Here is a 16,631-nt window from a genome sequence, read left to right as displayed (position 1 = left end):
TGTTGCAATAATCTCGTATCTCCCGCAGGCCGGGATTGTTATATTGATCACAGCCGAAATGTAAACGCTTTATATGAAGAGGGGAGATCGAAAACATGAAGACCCGAAAACGAGTATGGCCGCTGTTGTTGTCCGTCGTGACGCTGCTCGGAACGCTGCCTTTCCACCCGGTTCAGGCGCAGGCCGATCCGGTTGATTCGCCGAGTGTTCCGCAGGTAATAAACGGAGGGTTTGAGACGGATCTCTGGAGCAACGACAGTTCATGGAACGTCACGAAAACCTCCGAGGAGGCCGATCCGCAGTGGTTTGCCTATAGTCAGGATGAATGGGTGCAGAAAAAGGAAGGCGACCATGCGTTCAAGTATTGGATCAAAGAATCGGCGCAAGAATCGCAGCAGATCAAGCTGTCTCAGAAGTTGAGCACGTTTCCTGCGGGACAGTACGAGTTGACTGCTGAATCGATGGGCGGCGCGGCGGCGGAAGCCGGGGAGGTCGCGCTATATGCCGGTACGGCGAAATCGGAAAACACGGCAACGACGGGATTCAACAACTGGACCAAGCTGACGTTGCCTTTTACGTTGAATGAGGCGACCGACTCGTTGGAGATCGGAGCGACGGTATCGGGAGCGGCGAAAGCTTGGGGTTATCTGGACGACGTCAAACTGACGCGAATCGGCGGAGACACCACTCAGCCCGTTCAAGCCGATATTTTCGTGCAAAAAGTGGACGGGTTAAGCGGCGACTTCATCAAAGGAGCAGACGTGTCCAGCGTGATCGCGCTCGAGAAAAGCGGCGTGGTGTTCCTCGACGAACAGGGAGCGCCGAAAGATCTGTTCACCTCGCTGAAAGAAGCGGGCGTCAACTATGTACGGGTGCGCATCTGGAACGATCCGTTTACGGCGGACGGCAAAGGCTACGGCGGAGGCGACAACGATCTTGCTGCCGCGGTTCAGATCGGGAAGCGGGCGACGGCTCAAGGCATGAAGCTGCTGGTCGATTTCCACTATTCCGATTTCTGGGCCGATCCGGCCAAGCAGCATACGCCGAAAGCGTGGCAGGGCTACACGGTCGATCAGAAAGGCGACGCGCTTTACGATTTCACGAAAAGCAGTCTCGAAGCGATGAAAGCGCAGCAGATCGATATCGGCATGGTGCAGGTGGGCAACGAGACCAACGGTGCTTTCGTAGGCGAAAAAGATTGGGATTCGATCGCGAAACTGTTCAATCGGGGCAGCGCCGCGGTTCGGGCCGTCGATCCTTCGATCCTCGTCGCGCTGCATTTTACCAATCCCGAGACGCCCGGCCGTTACGCCGATTACGCGCAGCAGTTGAAGCAGCGTAACGTCGATTACGACGTGTTCGCCAGTTCGTATTATCCGTTCTGGCACGGCACGCTGAACAATCTGACGAGCGTATTGAAGCAGGTCGCGGATTTTTCCGGCAAAAAGGTGATGGTGGCCGAGACGTCCTACGCGTATACGGTGGAAGACGGCGACGGACACGGCAATACCGCGCCCAAAGAATCCGGTCAGACGCTCGATTATCCGATCAGCGTGCAGGGGCAGGCGACTTCGGTGCGCAACGTGATCGACGCGGTCGCCAAAGTCGGCAGCGCGGGCATCGGCGTATTCTACTGGGAACCGGCTTGGCTCCCTGTAGGGCCGGCTTCGAACCTTGAAGAAAACAAAAAGCTGTGGGAACGCGACGGTTCGGGCTGGGCGGCCAGCTACGCGAACGAATACGATCCGGACGACGCGGGCAAATGGTACGGCGGCAGCGCGGTGGACAATCAGGCGCTGTTCACGTTCGACGGGCGTCCGCTGCCTTCGCTGAACGTATTCAAATACGTGGATACCGGAGCGATCGCACCGCTCAAAGTCGATACGATCCGTCCGGTGAGCCTCTCCGTCAATGCGGGCGATCCCGTATCGCTGCCGACGACCGTGGAGGCCGTCTACAATGACGGAAGCACCGCGGCTCTGAACGTCACGTGGGATCAGACGGCACTTCAACAGGCGATCGCAAGCGGAAGCGGCCGTCATGCGATTCCCGGATCCGTCGAAGGCGGGTATGCCGCGCAGGCGACGCTTACGATCCGTCCGGCGAATCTGCTGCGCAACGGAAGCTTCGAAGACGCGGACCGCGGCATGTGGAAGATCGCGTATCCGGAAGGCGTCGATGCGCATACCGATTACCAGAACAAAGCGGGAGATGCCAAAACGGGCCAATATTCGCTGCATTTCTATTCCGCGCAAGGCGTCGATTTCCGCGTCGAGCAGACGGTAACCGGACTCAAACCGGGTTATTACCGGTTGTCCATGGCGATTCAAGGCGGCGACGCGGCGAATAGCGATATGAAGCTGCTGGCGACGAGCGGAGGCAAAACGCGGGAAGCCGTAACCGGCGTCAAAGGCTGGGTTCAGTGGAACGAGCCTTCGATCTCCGAGATCCGCGTGGAAGACGGGACACTGACGGCCGCGGCTTCGATCCGGGCCAACGCCGGAGCTTGGGGCACGCTGGACGATTTCTACCTGACTTACGAAAAAGAGCTGGAACCGGTCGTGACGCCGCCTGCTGCGGGCGGCGGACAGAACGGCGGATCTTCCGGCAGCGAAGCGCCGTCGGTTCCGGCGGAAGCGGCTCCTGCGCCTGCGGGGCCGGCGACATCGCCTGTACCGACCGAGCCGGTTAAGCCGGAGCCGGGGCAAACGACGGCTCCGAACAGCGGCAGCGGCGAGAACGGTGCGCTTTCGCAGCCGTATATGCAGGGCTACCCGGACGGCACGTTCCGGCCGGGCCGAGCCGTGACGCGCGCGGAGCTGGCGTCGATGCTGCTGCGCCTGAGCAGCGCCGATTCGGCGGGCAGCGCCGCCGCCGATGTTCGCAGCGCGGCAGCGGGCGCGGATACCGCCGCAGGCAGCGGCTTCGCCGACGTGGCGGCCGATAGCTGGGCCGCCGAAGCCGTTCGCACCGCGAGCGAAGCGGGCTGGATGCGCGGCACGAGCGCCGAGACCTTCGGCGCGAACCGGCCCGTGACCCGGGCCGAACTGGCGGCGGTGCTGGCGCGTTGGAAAGCGCTCGGCACCCGAAGCGACGCTGCGCTCGGATCGGCGGGATTCACCGATACCGCCGGGCATTGGGCCGCGGGCGATATTGCCCGCGCGCGTCAGGCCGGCTATCTGCTCGGCCTGCCGGACGGCCGCTTCGAGCCGGACCGCGCCCTGAGCCGCGCCGAAGCCGCGGCGGTCTTCAACCGGGTCCTGGGCCGGACCCTGCCGGCTGCGCCGGACGCTTCGCGCTGGCCGGACGTGCCGGCCGGGCACTGGGCGCTCGCGGATATCGCGGCGGCGGCCGAATAAGCCGCCGCAGCTTGCGGGAAGAGACCGACGGATATTTCCCGTCGGTCTCTTATCCGTCCCAAAGAAGCCGCTCCCTCAGCCGGGAGCGGCTTTTTCATGCCAAAATGCTGCCTATATCCATCATTTTGGCGATTATCGGAACGCAAAGGGCATAATTGTTGCAGGAATCCATCATTTTCGGCCCGATCATCTCTATAATCGCTCGAAAGCCTAAAAATGATGGATTTTCGCAGCATTTTACCGATCAGATGCCGGTGTCGGCCCGAAACCATGGATTTTCGCAGCATTTTTGCGGAAAGAACGCGCGAATCTTGGCTGCTGCTTCCCTGAGTTCTTTTATCCAACGCGCATAAACTTATCGGAGCGCAGATTTTCCCATGTTCAGGCCTTCTTCCGCATTCGCTCGGCAAGCACGAACTCGAACGCCGACTCCGGACTCTGATCCCGGACCCTGACCCCGTCTTTATCGCGTCTTCACGTCGTCCGCATCGGTCGAATACGCCAATTCCTGCTGCGCGTCCAGTGCGGCGAGACGGTCCGTCAGCGCTTGGCGGATCTCGCGGTAGGCGTCGCTGCCGAGCGCCATGCGCAGCGGGCCTTCGCCCGCGTCGGAGCGTTCGAGGATCGCCTGCGCCATCTTCTCGGGATCGCCGACCACCATCCGGTTGAACGCTTCCGCATCGTCCATTCCGGGCACTTCGCCGCGCATCATGCGGGTGAACAAACCGGCTTCCTGCTCGCGGTAAGCGTCCATCGGCTCGCCGTATTTGGCGCTGCCGGTGATGAACGGCGTACGGATGCCGCCCGGCTCCACCATCGTGGACCGGATACCGAACGGAGCGGCTTCTTTGGCCAGCGCTTCGAACGCGCCTTCGATCGCCCATTTGCTCGAACAGTAGAATCCCATGCCCGGGATCGAATAATGGCCGGCCATGCTGGAGAGCTGGATCAGATGTCCGCGTCCTTGAGCGCGAAGGAAAGGCATCGCGGTCCGCATCACTTTGAACGAACCGAGCACGTTCGTGTCGAATTGATGCCGTATCTGCTCGTCGCTCGCTTCTTCGATCGCGCCGTACAAGCCGTAAGCGGCGTTATTGACGACGACGTCGATCGTACCCAGCTCGGCGAAAGCTTGCTGCACGACCTGTTCGATCTGCGGCACGTCCGTCAGATCCAGCTGCGCGATCCATAGGCGGTCGCCGTACCGCGTTTTCCATTCGTCGAGCGCGCCGGGACGGCGCACGGTAGCGGCGACCCGGTCGCCTCGTTCCAACAGCTTATGCGCCAGCGGCGTAGCGAGTCCGCCGGTCGCTCCGGTAATGAACCAAGTTTGCATCGTTGATCTCCTTCCGAGAATGAACTTCCGTTTCAGCTTAACGCGCGGTCCGGAAGTTCAGCCACGGCAGGCTGATAGGGGTAACGGGATTAACAGGCTGAACTTCGAACAAGAATCCGCCCCTACGGCACGGAGCGTTCTGCTAACTGTCGGCGAACGGTCTGCAATCGGTCTTTGGTCTCTTGGCGAACGATACACGGTCTTTCCGCGGTCTGCACTTAAGAAGATTCCTCGTCCGCTCTAAGCAGCTCGTTCAGAATCTGCTCCGTATCCGTTCCGACCTGCGGCACGAAGATCGTCCATACCAGATTCGGATCGTGGTCGACATGGCCGGCCGAATGGATCTCGAAGCGCAGTTCGCGTCCGTCCGGAAGGTTCATTCCGATCGGGAAGACCCGGTGATCTTTGACCTCGTACAGCTCCCAGCAGCGGCGGAAATCTTCGCTGACCCGGCTCAAATGTTCGAACCGTTTCAGGTAGCGGGGGTTCGACTTATTGCTCTCGAAAATGGTGCGCAGCCAAGCCGCGGTGTAACGGGCGAACGCTTCCCAATTCGCGATCCGTTTGCGACAATTTTCATTTTGGAAAATGAGATGCATGACATGCCGCTCGTTCTCCGGCATGCGCCCGAAATCGGCCAGCACCAGCTCCGCCGAGCGGTTCCAAGCCAGAATGTCCGTGCTGTCGTCCGTCATGAAGCACGGGTAGCGCATTTGTCCGGCGAGCGCCCTCAGGAGCGGCAGGTCGCTTCGCGTTTCGGAGACCGGCGCGGCGACCGGGCGAGGCTCCGCCAGCGAGAACAGATAGTTCTGTTCCGAATCGCTGAGCCGAAGCGCGCGCCCGATACTGCTCAGAATGTCCTGCGAAGGGTTCAGTTCTTTGCCTTGTTCCAGCCACGTATAATACGTGACGCTCATATTGGCCAGATAAGCGACTTCTTCCCGGCGCAGCCCGGGCGTGCGTCTTCGGCCGGGCAGCGGTTCGATGCCGCTGTCTTCCGGACGCAGACGCTGACGGCGCGAACGAATGAATTCGCCCAAAGCCGAAGAAGAGCGATAGGTCTTCATGAAGTTCCGCCTTTCGAATGGAATAGGATTGCTCTCATTGTAGGCGATAACGCTCGTCCGTACAAAAAGCCGCCTGCGCGGGGGAGGCGCAGACGGCTTTGCGGAGATCGGTGCGGGCGCGGGATATGCGTTCGCGACGCGGAAGAAGCAGGCCTGGGGTTCAGGGGTGGGGGAGAACGTCAACCTGCTTCGACCGACGACCGAGAAGTTCCCGTGATCCGCAACCGATGTCGTTACTCCTTGATCGGAAGAATGTGCATTTCGCCGTCGGACGGTTGGGTATCGATCGGATGCTTCAGCTTGCTCATGTAATCGATCGCGTTATACAGCATGACCGCGGCTTCGGCGCGCGTGATCTCTTCCTGCGGATGGAACTTCTTGTCCGCGCCGAGCGGAGCGATCTCCAGCGCGATCGCGAGCTGGGTCGAACCGAGTTTCTCGATATCGAACGAATCTTGGTCGGCGATTTCCGGCGCGATGATGTTGATCATCGGCAGGTTGCCCGCCGTTTTGAGCGCGTCGATCAGATAATCGACGTAGTCTTCGCGCGTGATCTTGGCCGCCGGATCGACGTTCGACGGGATGCTCGCGCCGCTGTTCGCGGTGTCGAGGAACGCCTGCGCGTACCAAGCGTCGTTCTTGACGGCCGGGAACAGGTCATGCGCCGTGCGGTTCGGGTTCGGGTCGCCGAGTTCCGTCGTCGACAAGCCCAGTCCGTTGGAGATGAACTGTACCGCCTGCGCCTGCGTGACCGAAGCGTTCGGCGCGAAAGCATTGGCGCTCACGCCTTTGACGATGCCTTTTTCCTGAAGCGATTGAATCTTTTCTTGACCGGCGACGTCTTTGAGATCTTTGAACGCGGTCGGCGCAGCGGCGAACATCGAACCGCCGAGCGAAGCGGCAAGGATCGAAGCGGACATCAAGGAAGCGGCGAATTTCTTTTTCATGGATAAAACCTCCTGAGGGGGATGGGATAGATTCGGGATTCGCATTTCGCTTTGTTTCTCTTCTGCCCCCACAGACGAAGCCTTTTCGAAAAAGGTTGCAACAAGCCGTTACTTTTCGCTATCGCGCGTCATCTAATCCATGTCGAACTGATGAAACACGGAGCATGCAAGCCGGGAATACGAATTACCGGGACAGGAAGGAGGCGACGATGATCGCAGCGCATCATGACCGGGTACGGGCGGCAGTCTGCCGAGCCGTATGAAGATGGACGGGATCGAGATCCAGCGGCTGGCCGCTCTGGCGAAGAACGGAGACGCCGAAGCTTTTTTGTCGCTCGCGGAAGCTTGGAAAGGTTCGATGTACCGCACGGCCCGCACGATATTAGGCAGCGACGCGGACTGCGCCGACGCTTTGCAGGAGACGATCCTCAAAGCGTACGGAGCGGTCGGGAAGCTCAAAAATCCGGCTTTTTTCAAAACGTGGCTCTACCGGATTCTGATTAACGAATGCAATACGATCCGGCGCAAACAGGCGCGAATCTCGCTGCCGGGCGTCATGCCCGAACCGGCGAAAGAAGACGAGGATTATCGCATGGTCGAGCTGAAAGAAGCGTTGGGCCGGCTCAAAGAACCGCTCCGGCTCGCCGTCGCGCTGGTGGATATGGAAGACATGAAGATTGCCGAAGCGGCGCGGGTGCTGGGCGTGAGCGAAGGCGCGTTGAAGATGAGACTCAAGCGAGGCCGCGCGCAGCTATGCGAATGGCTGGAACCGCCTAGGAAAGGGGAATCGGGTTATGAACGAGCCGAATATTAAGGAAAGACTGAAGCCTCGAAATTCGGATGCCGTACCGGAGATCGTGGAAGAACGATTGAACGAGACGTTTCGGCAGATTCGGCTGGAAGCGGCAGCTCGGGAAAAAGGCGATCTTCCGGCTGCGCTCGTCGGCGGACCGGCTCGTTCCGGGCGGCCGAAACGGACGGTGCGATTTACGGCATTCGGGACCGCTGTACTTCTGTTGATCGGTCTCGCGCTTGCCGGACTCAGTCTTCTGTCTCCGACTTTCGCACAGACGCTGCAGCGGTTCTCGGCACTCGGCACGATGTATAGCGACAAAGGAATGGAAGCTGCGGAACGAAAAGGATTGATCCAGTCGTACCCGTCTGATCTCGAATCGAACGAAGTACCGTTTGGCGTTCGCGGTATCATTTACGACGGAACGAGAGTTGTTTTCGATCTATACCGCAAAAAGTCGGAATCTGGCAATCGCGTTTCGGATGTCGGAAACCTCAGAAGATTGTCGTTATCTTATAAAGGCGAAGAGCTTTCTGGCTTTTATTCGCCGGTCAATGACGATACGAATGTGGTAACCTTTGACCGAATCGACGAAATCGATCCGCCCGAGCAATTCGAACTTACGTTACACATCTATACTACGAATAGCGAAATCCCTTATGAAGTGGGACTCCCGGTTGAGCTAAACACGTCAAATATCGTGATCGAGAAGCCGGAAATGCCGGCTGAGTTGAAGGATTGCGGTATCACCGTGGACAAAATAATCTTGACGCCGATCACGACGCAAGTCGTTTATCATTCTCCTTTCACTCTGGAATGGTCGGGTTGCGAGCTTCGCAGCGTGATCGACGAGCGCGGGGTGGAAACCTTCGTAATCGGCGGGTACAGAGATCCTCTGCCGGGAAATAAACAATTTCTGACGTCCTATGCGTTCGAACCTACCCAAGAAGGCGATCAGGAAGTCACTTTACGCTTCAATGTCACGAAGGAATCGAAGCGGCTCCGAACGATCGACATGACCGTGCCGATTCCGGCAGCCGATCTTTCTTCTCCATCCGAATAAACATCCTTTAAGGCCGCTTCCGCGCAGGAAGTGGCCTTTCGCCGCGCCTTCCTCTAAGATAAGAGAAAAGCTCCCGCATTCCGATTTTCCATATCCGTAAGGAGGAATCTTTCATGACTTCGCATCAACCGGACGGCCTGTTCGATCCCGTAGAACTGCCGCCCGACAAACAGCTCAAAGTCGACGCTTACCGCATCCTCAACCGCTACGCCGTCAAAGGGCAGACCGTGTTCGCGGGATCGTCGCTGATGGAATTTTTCCCGATTCTCGAATTGCAGCAGGCTTCCGGCCGATCGTTTATCGCGTACAATCGCGGCGTCGCCGGGTTCGTTACGCGAGAGCTGGCCGCTTCGCTCGAAGAATGCGTACTGGAGCTGGAACCCGCGCGTTTGTTCATCAATATCGGCAGCAACGACATGAACGAACCGGAGTATACGCCGGAAGCGCTGATCGGGCGGTACGAGCTTATCTTGAACCGGATCAAGGAACGTCTGCCGGACTGCCGGATCTTTACGATGGCCTATTATCCGGTCAATGCCGAAGCGGAGTTTCCCGGCGTCGATCCGGCGGGAGCGAAAGAGTTTTTCTCCAGACGCAACAATACGACGATTCCGCGCGCGAACGCGGCGGTCGAAGAGATGGCGACAAGACTCGGCGTGGCGTACATCGACGTCAACGACGGATTGACCGACGAAAACGGCAATCTGAACGCCGACTACTGCTGGGACGGCATTCATCTATTCGCGAACGGCTATAAGGTCGTGTGGGACAATTTGCAGCGACATTTGTAAGGAAGACAAGCCGGATCAGGCGGAGGAATGGCCATGAAGGAAAAGCTGGATTTTTATTTGCGTCGGTTTACCACGTTGGAGGACGATCGGCGCGCGGCAATCTTAAAAGAGTTAACCGTTAGGCCATATGAAAAAGGAACTTTGCTGGTAAGGCAGGGTGAGCGGACTTCGGCCTGTTATTTTGTGCTGGCAGGGTGCTTGCGGCAATATGCGGTCGACGAGGAAGGACACGAACATACTTCGGGATTCTATACCGAAGATCAGGCGGCTGCCGGATTCAAACGTTACGGCGTGGATGAAGGCTCGCCTTGGTCTCTGGTTTGCGTAGAAGATTGTACGTTGGTCGTAGGCGATCTGGCGGCGGAACGCGAAATGTTCGACAAGCATTCGCAGTTAGAGTCCATGGTGCGCAGAATGGTGGAAGAATATCTGGGCCGCGTGCAGCGGGAATTCGCCGCTTTTGCTTGCGCGACGCCGGAGCAGCGATATCGAACGCTGCTCCGGGAACGCCCCGGCTTGGCGGAACGCGTGCCGCAGCACCAGTTGGCCAGCTATCTAGGCATGACGCCGGAATCGCTCAGTCGGATCAAGAAGAGAACGATTCTGACTTGAATCGTGGACTTAGGTTGGGCGGTCAGGCCGCCTGACTGGTCGCGAGATCCCCCTGTCGGCGTCCGCCTCGGGCAATCAGCCAGACGGCTAGGGCAAGCTCGCCGGCCGCCATCGGAAGGCTCAATATCGTTTCCGGCAGATCCACGAACGAACTGCTGCCCGGCAGGATCATTTTGCACAGATGGATCATCAAGTAGGAGACGCCCGCGAGTTGAAGCAGAACGCCGATCCAGCGGGCCGCCCGGGCTGTTCGAGCCATTCGAACCATCAAGAAGCCGATGACGAGCAGATGAATTCCGAAGAGCACAAGTCCCGCAGACCAGACGAATTCGAACGTGCGCAGCGGCAGCATGACCGAATCCGCTCCGCCGCCTGCCGCCGCGTTCTCCGCGGCGAACAAGGCCGAAGCCAAGAACGACAATGCCGTTCCGAGCAGCGCGGCGTAGGCCAGACGCAGCCAGGCGCCGAGCAGCGACAAGCCGTTGTTCACAGGCTCGAAGAAGCGGTACAACCCCCAGGCGGCGATGACGTCGCATGCCAGAATCAGCAGCCAGCTTAGAATTTCCGTGCGAAACAAGGCCGCGTGCGCGCCGAGATTCGCCGCCGTAACGGCAGGATCGTTCGGAACGATCAGCCGACCGTGCACAAATCCGTAACCGTAAGCCGCAGCCGCGGCCATGACCAGCAGCGAAACTCCCGAAGCGATCGCCGAGCCTCGGCGGGTTTGGCTTGTTATCATGTCTATCTTCATGAGTGACTCCCTCCCTATACGAATGAATATAGTTCTATTGTAGAAGGGCGGGAGGATCCTCGCCTTGACTTAAGTCAAGAGAATATGCACATGCCGGGCAGCTTTTCTTTTCGTTTGTTTCATTTTCGCGCAGAAGGTTCTTTTACATACATACGTGTCGGGATCGGCACCATGAAAGGAGAATCTTCCGATGTTGATCGCTTTTTCCGCCGCTCTGCTGCTCGCCGCTTTGCTGTCTCTGACGGTTCGGATGCCTGCGGTCAAGACGGCTTCGGGCGCAAGCGTGATGGCGTTCGCGATCGCGACGCAGGGCGTCGTCGTCCATTTCGCGGGCAAAGGTTCGACGGCGGCGTCGGCGTTCTCGGCGTTTGCGCTGCTGCTCTGGCTGTTTCTGCTGGCCGCTTATCTGGGTTCGGTACGGGACGGCAGCTTCAAGAAGCGCCACTGGGACGATCCTGTCGGAAGACTGGCGATCGGAACTTGGGTGGCCGGCACTGCGTCCGCGCTGACGGCGGCTCATTTGAATTTTCCGCAGCTTCATCCCGCGTTGGTCGTGCTCGGCATCTTGAACGTCGGCCTGCTGATCTTCTATCTGTTCGCGGCATCATTGTCGGCGGGCGAGATCGCGGGCAGGAAGCTTCAAGGCAAACTGCACGGCGTTATTCTGCTCACGACGGTCGCTCTGCAATCGGTAGCGCTGCTGCTGCACGAGCTGTTCGGCGCCAAAGAGTACATGATCTACCGCGTATTGATTCTGCTGGGCATCCTGTTCTACGTCGCCGGATTCGCGCTGCTCGTTCTCCGCTACCGCCGCCGCGATTGGTCGCTGACGGACGACTGGCCGGAAACGAACTGCATCCTCTACGGCGCGGTCGCGATCACCGGCGCGGCCGCGTTGAAGTCGTCCGTGTTTCCGGACGGCGTGTTGCTCGGCATGTGGATCTTCGCGCTGCTGCTTCTGCTGCTGGTCGAGAGCATGGAGATCGTGCGGGGCGTGCAGCGTATCCGTAAATACGGATGGGGCCGAGGCATCGGCGTCTACGCGCCGGCTCAATGGTCGAGACTGTTCACGCTCGGCATGTTCTATTTCTTCACTCAGCAGGGCGAGCGGATCTTCCCCGGCGAAGCCGGTTCGGCTCTGCGAGAACTGCGTCAGTGGATCTTGAACGGCGGGGCTTGGGTAATTGCGGTGCTGCTCGCGGCGGAGGTCGTGTTGTGGATGATACGCGTTCTGAAAAAAGGGTCCTCGGATCGCGCACATTCTTCTTGAAATCTATGGATGAAAATGTGCATAAACATACATTTTCAACCGCAAAAAGAGTATGATGAAGCCATCGGCTTTTTATCCTACCAGAGAAGAAAACGGAGAGATGACCCTATGACCCGATTCGAATGTGATTACACCCAAGGCGCGCACCCGCGCATCATGCAGCGCCTGATGGAGACCAATATGGAACAGACGTCCGGCTACGGCACGGACGAATACTGCGAACGCGCCCGCGATCTGATCCGCAGCGCTTGCGAAGCGCCGGAAGCGGCCGTGCATTTTCTGGTCGGCGGCACGCAGACCAATACGACCGTGATCGCGGCGCTGCTGCGCCCGCATCAAGGCGTACTGTCCGCGGAGACGGGACATATCGCCGGCCACGAGACCGGCGCGATCGAAGCGACCGGCCATAAAGTGCTGACGCTGCCGAGCGGCGACGGCAAGATCACGGCGGAGCAGGTGCGCCGCGCGTACGACGACCATTGGAACGACGCGACGCACGAACATATCGCGCAGCCGGGCATGGTCTATATCTCGCAGTCGACCGAGAACGGCACGGTCTACAGCCTCGCCGAACTGGAAGCGCTGAGCGCGGTCTGCCGAGAGTTGTCGCTGCCGCTGTTCGTCGACGGCGCGCGGCTCGGGTATGCGCTGGCGGCCGAAGGCAGCGACGTGACGCTGGCGGATCTCGCCCGTTTGACCGACGTGTTCTACATCGGCGGAACGAAAGTCGGCGCGCTGATGGGCGAAGCGGTCGTGATCTTGAACGAAGCGCTCAAACGCGATTTCCGTTATCTGATCAAGCAGCGCGGCGGCATGCTGGCCAAAGGGCGTCTGCTCGGCATCCAATTCGAGACGCTGTTCGAAGACGGACTGTATATGGAAGTGTCGCGGAGCGCGGTATCGCTTGCGATCAAGCTGCGCGACGCGCTGTCGGGCATGGGCTTCGGCTTCCTGCACGAATCGCCGACCAACCAGCAGTTCCCGATTCTGCCGAACGATCTGCTCAAGCGCATAAGCGAGAAGCATACGTTTTCGACTTGGGCCAAGATCGACGAAGAACGCACGGCGGTCCGTTTCTGCACGAGCTGGGGAACGACGGAGGCGGAGATCGACGGGTTGATCGCGGATCTCGCCGCCGCCAAGTAAGGCAGACCGAGGGAAGCGAACATGATTTACCGCGTAAAATAAAGGGCTGTGGTATAGTAGAGCTGACATCCCATACCTTTTGTGATCGAAGGAGAACGGCATGACAGAACTAGTCTACAAGCAGATCGTGGACGACCTGAAACGCAAGATTCTGGACGGTCGTTACGCGGATATGCGGCTTCCGGACGAACGCAGTCTCAGCGAGTCGTACGAGGTCAGCCGCAGCTCGGTGAAGCGCGCGCTGACGAAGATGGAGAGCGAAGGCATCATTTTCAAGAAGCGCGGTTCCGGTACCTTCATCAACCCGCTGTATCTCAAAAACGAATCGGTCTTCAACTACGCGGGCTCCAATCTCGGCGTCACCGACAACTTCCATATGCACGGCAAAAAGCCGGGGATCAAAGTGCTCAGTTTCGAAGTGGTCCCGCCGACGGAAGAACTCCAGCGCGATTTGTTTTTGGAGCGGCACGACTTCGTCTACAAAATCGTGCGTCTGCGGCTGTTCGACGAAGAGCCGTTCATGATCGAGACGGGCTATATTCCGATCAAGATCGTGCAGAACTTGAACGAGAGCATTATCGAAGGATCGATCTTCAACTATCTTCAGGACGCGCACAATATGGCCGTGACCAAGTCGTTCTTGTCGATCTTCGCCGAACCGTCGAACCCGGAAGACCGGGAACTTCTGCGTCTCGCGGAACACGAGCCGGTCGGGATCATGGAGGGCATTTTCTTCCTCGATAACGGAACGCCGTTCGAATTTTCGCATATGCGGCTGCATTACAAATACCTCAAATTCAACACGTTCGTGTCCGTTCAATAAGCTCCACGATCAAGCAGGTCGGTCCAGTACCTTGTCAACGCAAGTTGAAAGGGTCTTATCCGGCCTGTTTTTTTGCGTTCCCGTTTATTTAAAACTTAATCCGTTCAAGGCTTGTTCATCTTTTTATAAAATTGGACCGGTTCAATTCTAAAATAGGTTGAATTAATTCGACAAAAGAGTAATATCAATTGTGAAAAAAGGAACGTAGTCGAAGCGCAAGCCGCTCAAAAACAAAGAATGGAAGTGGAGAGAATGGGAGTACCTACGCTGGAAGTGGATTATTCGTCGAAAACGTATCTGAACAAACTCGATGCCTATTGGCGCGCGACCAATTATATCTCGGTAGGGCAGTTGTACCTGAAAGACAATCCGCTGCTCAAAAGACCGCTGCAAGCCGATGACGTCAAGATCAAACCGATCGGCCACTGGGGCACGATTCCGGGTCAGAACTTTATCTATGCCCACCTGAACCGCGTCATCGTGAAATACGATCTGGACATGTTCTATGTCGAAGGCCCGGGACACGGCGGCCAAGTCATGGTCTCGAACTCTTACTTAGACGGCAGCTATACCGAGATTTATCCGCAGATCACGCAAGACGAAGACGGCATGAAAAAGCTGTTCAAACAGTTCTCCTTCCCGGGCGGCGTCGCTTCCCATGCCGCGCCGGAAACGCCGGGATCGATCCATGAAGGCGGCGAACTGGGCTACTCCCTTTCCCATGGCGCGGGCGCCGTGCTCGACCATCCGAACCTGATCGCCGCGGTCGTCGTCGGCGACGGCGAAGCCGAGACCGGCCCGCTGGCCGCTTCGTGGTTCGCGAACCGTTTCCTGAACCCGATCACGGACGGAGCGGTCCTGCCGATCCTCCACCTGAACGGCTTCAAGATCAGCAATCCGACGATCTTGTCCCGTCAGAGCAACGAAGAACTGACTTCGTATTTCCGCGGCATGGGCTGGGAACCGTTCTTCGTCGAAGGCGAAGATCCGGAGAAGATGCACCCGCTGATGGCCGAGAAACTCGACGCGATCATCGAACGCATCTCGTCGATCCAACGCAGCGCCCGCGAAAATAACGAAGCGTACCGTCCGATGTGGCCGATGCTGATCTTCCGTACGCCGAAAGGTTGGACAGGTCCGGCTCAGTGGGACGGCGTGCCGAACGAAGGCTCGTTCCGCGCTCACCAAGTGCCGATTCCGGTCGACCGACACCATATGCAGCATGCTCCGGCGCTTCTGAACTGGCTGAACAGCTACCGTCCGGAAGAATGCTTCGAAGAAGACGGCAGCCTGAAGGCCGAACTGGCCGAGATCCTGCCGAAAGGCGACCGCCGCATGGGCATGAATCCGGTGACCAACGCCGGACACCTGATCAAAGACCTGAAGCTGCCGGACTTCCGCAAATATGCGCTGGACAATTCCAAGCCGGGCGAAGTGATCGCGCAGGATATGTCGGTCCTCGGCAAATACGTCCGCGACGTCGTGCTGCTGAACGAAAATAATCGCAACTTCCGCGTGTTCGGACCGGACGAAACGATGTCCAACCGCTTGGCGCCGGTATTCGAAGTGACCAAACGTCAATGGCTGGACGCGATTCATGAGCCGCAGGACGAATTCTTGGCTTCGTACGGCCGGGTCATCGACTCGCAGCTGTCCGAGCACCAAGCGGAAGGCATGCTGGAAGGCTACGTCCTGACCGGTCGCCACGGCTTCTTCGCCAGCTACGAAGCATTCCTGCGCGTGGTCGATTCCATGCTGACCCAGCATTTCAAATGGCTGCGCAAAGCGACGGATCAAGGCTGGAGAGCCGATATTCCTTCCTTGAACGTGGTGGCGACTTCGACCGTGTTCCAACAGGACCATAACGGCTACACGCACCAAGATCCGGGGCTGCTCGGGCACTTGGCCGACAAGAAACCGGAATTCATCCGCGAATATCTGCCGGCCGACGCGAATACGCTGCTGGCGGTATTCGATACCGTCTTGAACGACCGTCAGAAGATCAACCTGATCGTCTCGTCCAAACACCCGCGTCCGCAGTGGTTCAGCGCCGACGAAGCGTACGAGCTGGTCGATAAAGGCCTGAAGATCATCGATTGGGCGAGCACGGCTCAAGCGGGCGAAGAACCGGATCTGGTCGTCGCTTCGTCCGGTACGGAACCGACGATGGAAGCGCTGGCCGCCATCTCGATCTTGAACGAACGCATGCCGGAACTGAAAATCCGCTATATCAACGTCGTGGATCTGCTGAAACTGCGCAGCCAAAAGCTCGATCCGCGCGGTCTGTCCGACGACGAGTTCGACGCGTTCTTCACCCGAGACAAACCGGTGGTCTTCGCGTTCCACGGCTACGAAGGATTGATCAAAGACTTGTTCTTCGATCGCCATAACCATAATCTGCGCGTGCACGGCTACCGCGAGAACGGCGATATCACCACTCCGTTCGATATGCGCGTGCTGAACCGGATGGACCGTTTCGATCTGGCGAAATCGGCGGCCCTGAGCCTGCCGAACGCCGGCGAACATGCGGCATTCGCCGCCGAGATGGACGCCGTGATCGCGAAGCACCACCGCTTTATCCGCGAAGAAGGCATCGACCTGCCGGAAGTGGAAAGCTGGAAATGGACGGGATTGAAGAAATAAGGAGATAAGCATCGCGTTTTCGCGTCGCAT

General features: G+C 58.4%; 13 protein-coding genes. 9 read left to right on the top strand and 4 right to left on the bottom strand.

What is annotated here, in order from left to right:
- The first annotated feature begins 95 nt into the window (after window positions 1–95).
- Complete coding sequence (locus CDO73_RS05770) at window positions 96–3,359, top strand: glycosyl hydrolase 53 family protein (RefSeq protein ID WP_088487542.1); 3,264 nt, start codon at window positions 96–98, stop codon at window positions 3,357–3,359.
- Window positions 3,360–3,822: 463 nt separating this feature from the next.
- Here CDO73_RS05770 and CDO73_RS05765 read toward each other — a convergent pair whose 3' ends face one another.
- From CDO73_RS05765 to CDO73_RS05755, 3 genes are all read right to left on the bottom strand, one after another.
- Window positions 3,823–4,695 (bottom strand): SDR family oxidoreductase, encoded by an 873-nt coding sequence (locus CDO73_RS05765; protein ID WP_088487541.1) that lies wholly within the window; start codon window positions 4,693–4,695, stop codon window positions 3,823–3,825.
- A gap of 218 nt (window positions 4,696–4,913) precedes the next feature.
- Window positions 4,914–5,762, bottom strand: coding sequence for a helix-turn-helix domain-containing protein (locus tag CDO73_RS05760; protein ID WP_088487540.1), 849 nt, complete (start codon window positions 5,760–5,762; stop codon window positions 4,914–4,916).
- 233 nt (window positions 5,763–5,995) lie between these two features.
- Window positions 5,996–6,709 carry an S-layer homology domain-containing protein gene (locus CDO73_RS05755; RefSeq protein WP_179218597.1) on the bottom strand — a complete coding sequence of 238 codons (714 nt, stop codon included), beginning with the start codon at window positions 6,707–6,709 and terminating at the stop codon, window positions 5,996–5,998.
- A 265-nt stretch (window positions 6,710–6,974) separates the two neighbouring features.
- Between CDO73_RS05755 and CDO73_RS05750 the strand changes: the two genes are divergently transcribed.
- The 4 genes from CDO73_RS05750 (at window position 6,975) to CDO73_RS05735 (ending at window position 9,968) form a co-directional block, all read left to right on the top strand.
- Window positions 6,975–7,523, top strand: coding sequence for an RNA polymerase sigma factor (locus tag CDO73_RS05750; protein WP_179218595.1), 549 nt, complete (start codon window positions 6,975–6,977; stop codon window positions 7,521–7,523).
- Window positions 7,504–8,565 carry a hypothetical protein gene (locus tag CDO73_RS05745; protein ID WP_088487537.1) on the top strand — a complete coding sequence of 354 codons (1,062 nt, stop codon included), beginning with the start codon at window positions 7,504–7,506 and terminating at the stop codon, window positions 8,563–8,565. Before CDO73_RS05750 ends, CDO73_RS05745 begins: the two co-directional genes overlap by 20 nt.
- 113 nt (window positions 8,566–8,678) lie before the next feature.
- Window positions 8,679–9,356, top strand: coding sequence for a GDSL-type esterase/lipase family protein (locus CDO73_RS05740; protein ID WP_088487536.1), 678 nt, complete (start codon window positions 8,679–8,681; stop codon window positions 9,354–9,356).
- Between the two features lie 33 nt (window positions 9,357–9,389).
- Window positions 9,390–9,968, top strand: a complete 579-nt coding sequence (locus CDO73_RS05735) for a Crp/Fnr family transcriptional regulator (protein ID WP_088487535.1) — start codon at window positions 9,390–9,392, stop codon at window positions 9,966–9,968.
- A 22-nt stretch (window positions 9,969–9,990) separates the two neighbouring features.
- Here CDO73_RS05735 and CDO73_RS05730 read toward each other — a convergent pair whose 3' ends face one another.
- Complete coding sequence (locus CDO73_RS05730; protein WP_088487534.1) at window positions 9,991–10,719, bottom strand: DUF4386 domain-containing protein; 729 nt, start codon at window positions 10,717–10,719, stop codon at window positions 9,991–9,993.
- A 190-nt stretch (window positions 10,720–10,909) separates the two neighbouring features.
- Here CDO73_RS05730 and CDO73_RS27515 point away from each other — a divergent pair, with 190 nt between their 5' ends.
- From CDO73_RS27515 to CDO73_RS05710, 4 genes are all read left to right on the top strand, one after another.
- Window positions 10,910–11,989: a TDT family transporter gene (locus CDO73_RS27515; RefSeq protein WP_088487533.1), complete on the top strand. Its 1,080-nt coding sequence runs from the start codon at window positions 10,910–10,912 to the stop codon at window positions 11,987–11,989.
- A 108-nt stretch (window positions 11,990–12,097) separates the two neighbouring features.
- On the top strand, window positions 12,098–13,135 hold the full coding sequence (locus tag CDO73_RS05720; RefSeq protein ID WP_088487532.1) for a threonine aldolase family protein: 1,038 nt from the start codon (window positions 12,098–12,100) through the stop codon (window positions 13,133–13,135).
- A gap of 100 nt (window positions 13,136–13,235) precedes the next feature.
- Window positions 13,236–13,958 carry a GntR family transcriptional regulator gene (locus CDO73_RS05715; RefSeq protein ID WP_088487531.1) on the top strand — a complete coding sequence of 241 codons (723 nt, stop codon included), beginning with the start codon at window positions 13,236–13,238 and terminating at the stop codon, window positions 13,956–13,958.
- 252 nt (window positions 13,959–14,210) lie between these two features.
- Window positions 14,211–16,601: a phosphoketolase family protein gene (locus tag CDO73_RS05710; protein WP_179218593.1), complete on the top strand. Its 2,391-nt coding sequence runs from the start codon at window positions 14,211–14,213 to the stop codon at window positions 16,599–16,601.
- The last annotated feature ends 30 nt before the right edge of the window (window positions 16,602–16,631 follow it).

This window comes from Saccharibacillus sp. O23 (assembly GCF_002205895.1).
GTDB lineage: Bacteria > Bacillota > Bacilli > Paenibacillales > Paenibacillaceae > Saccharibacillus.
The sequence above is the reverse complement of the archived record's forward strand: the minus strand, read 5'-3'. Positions and strand labels throughout refer to the sequence as shown.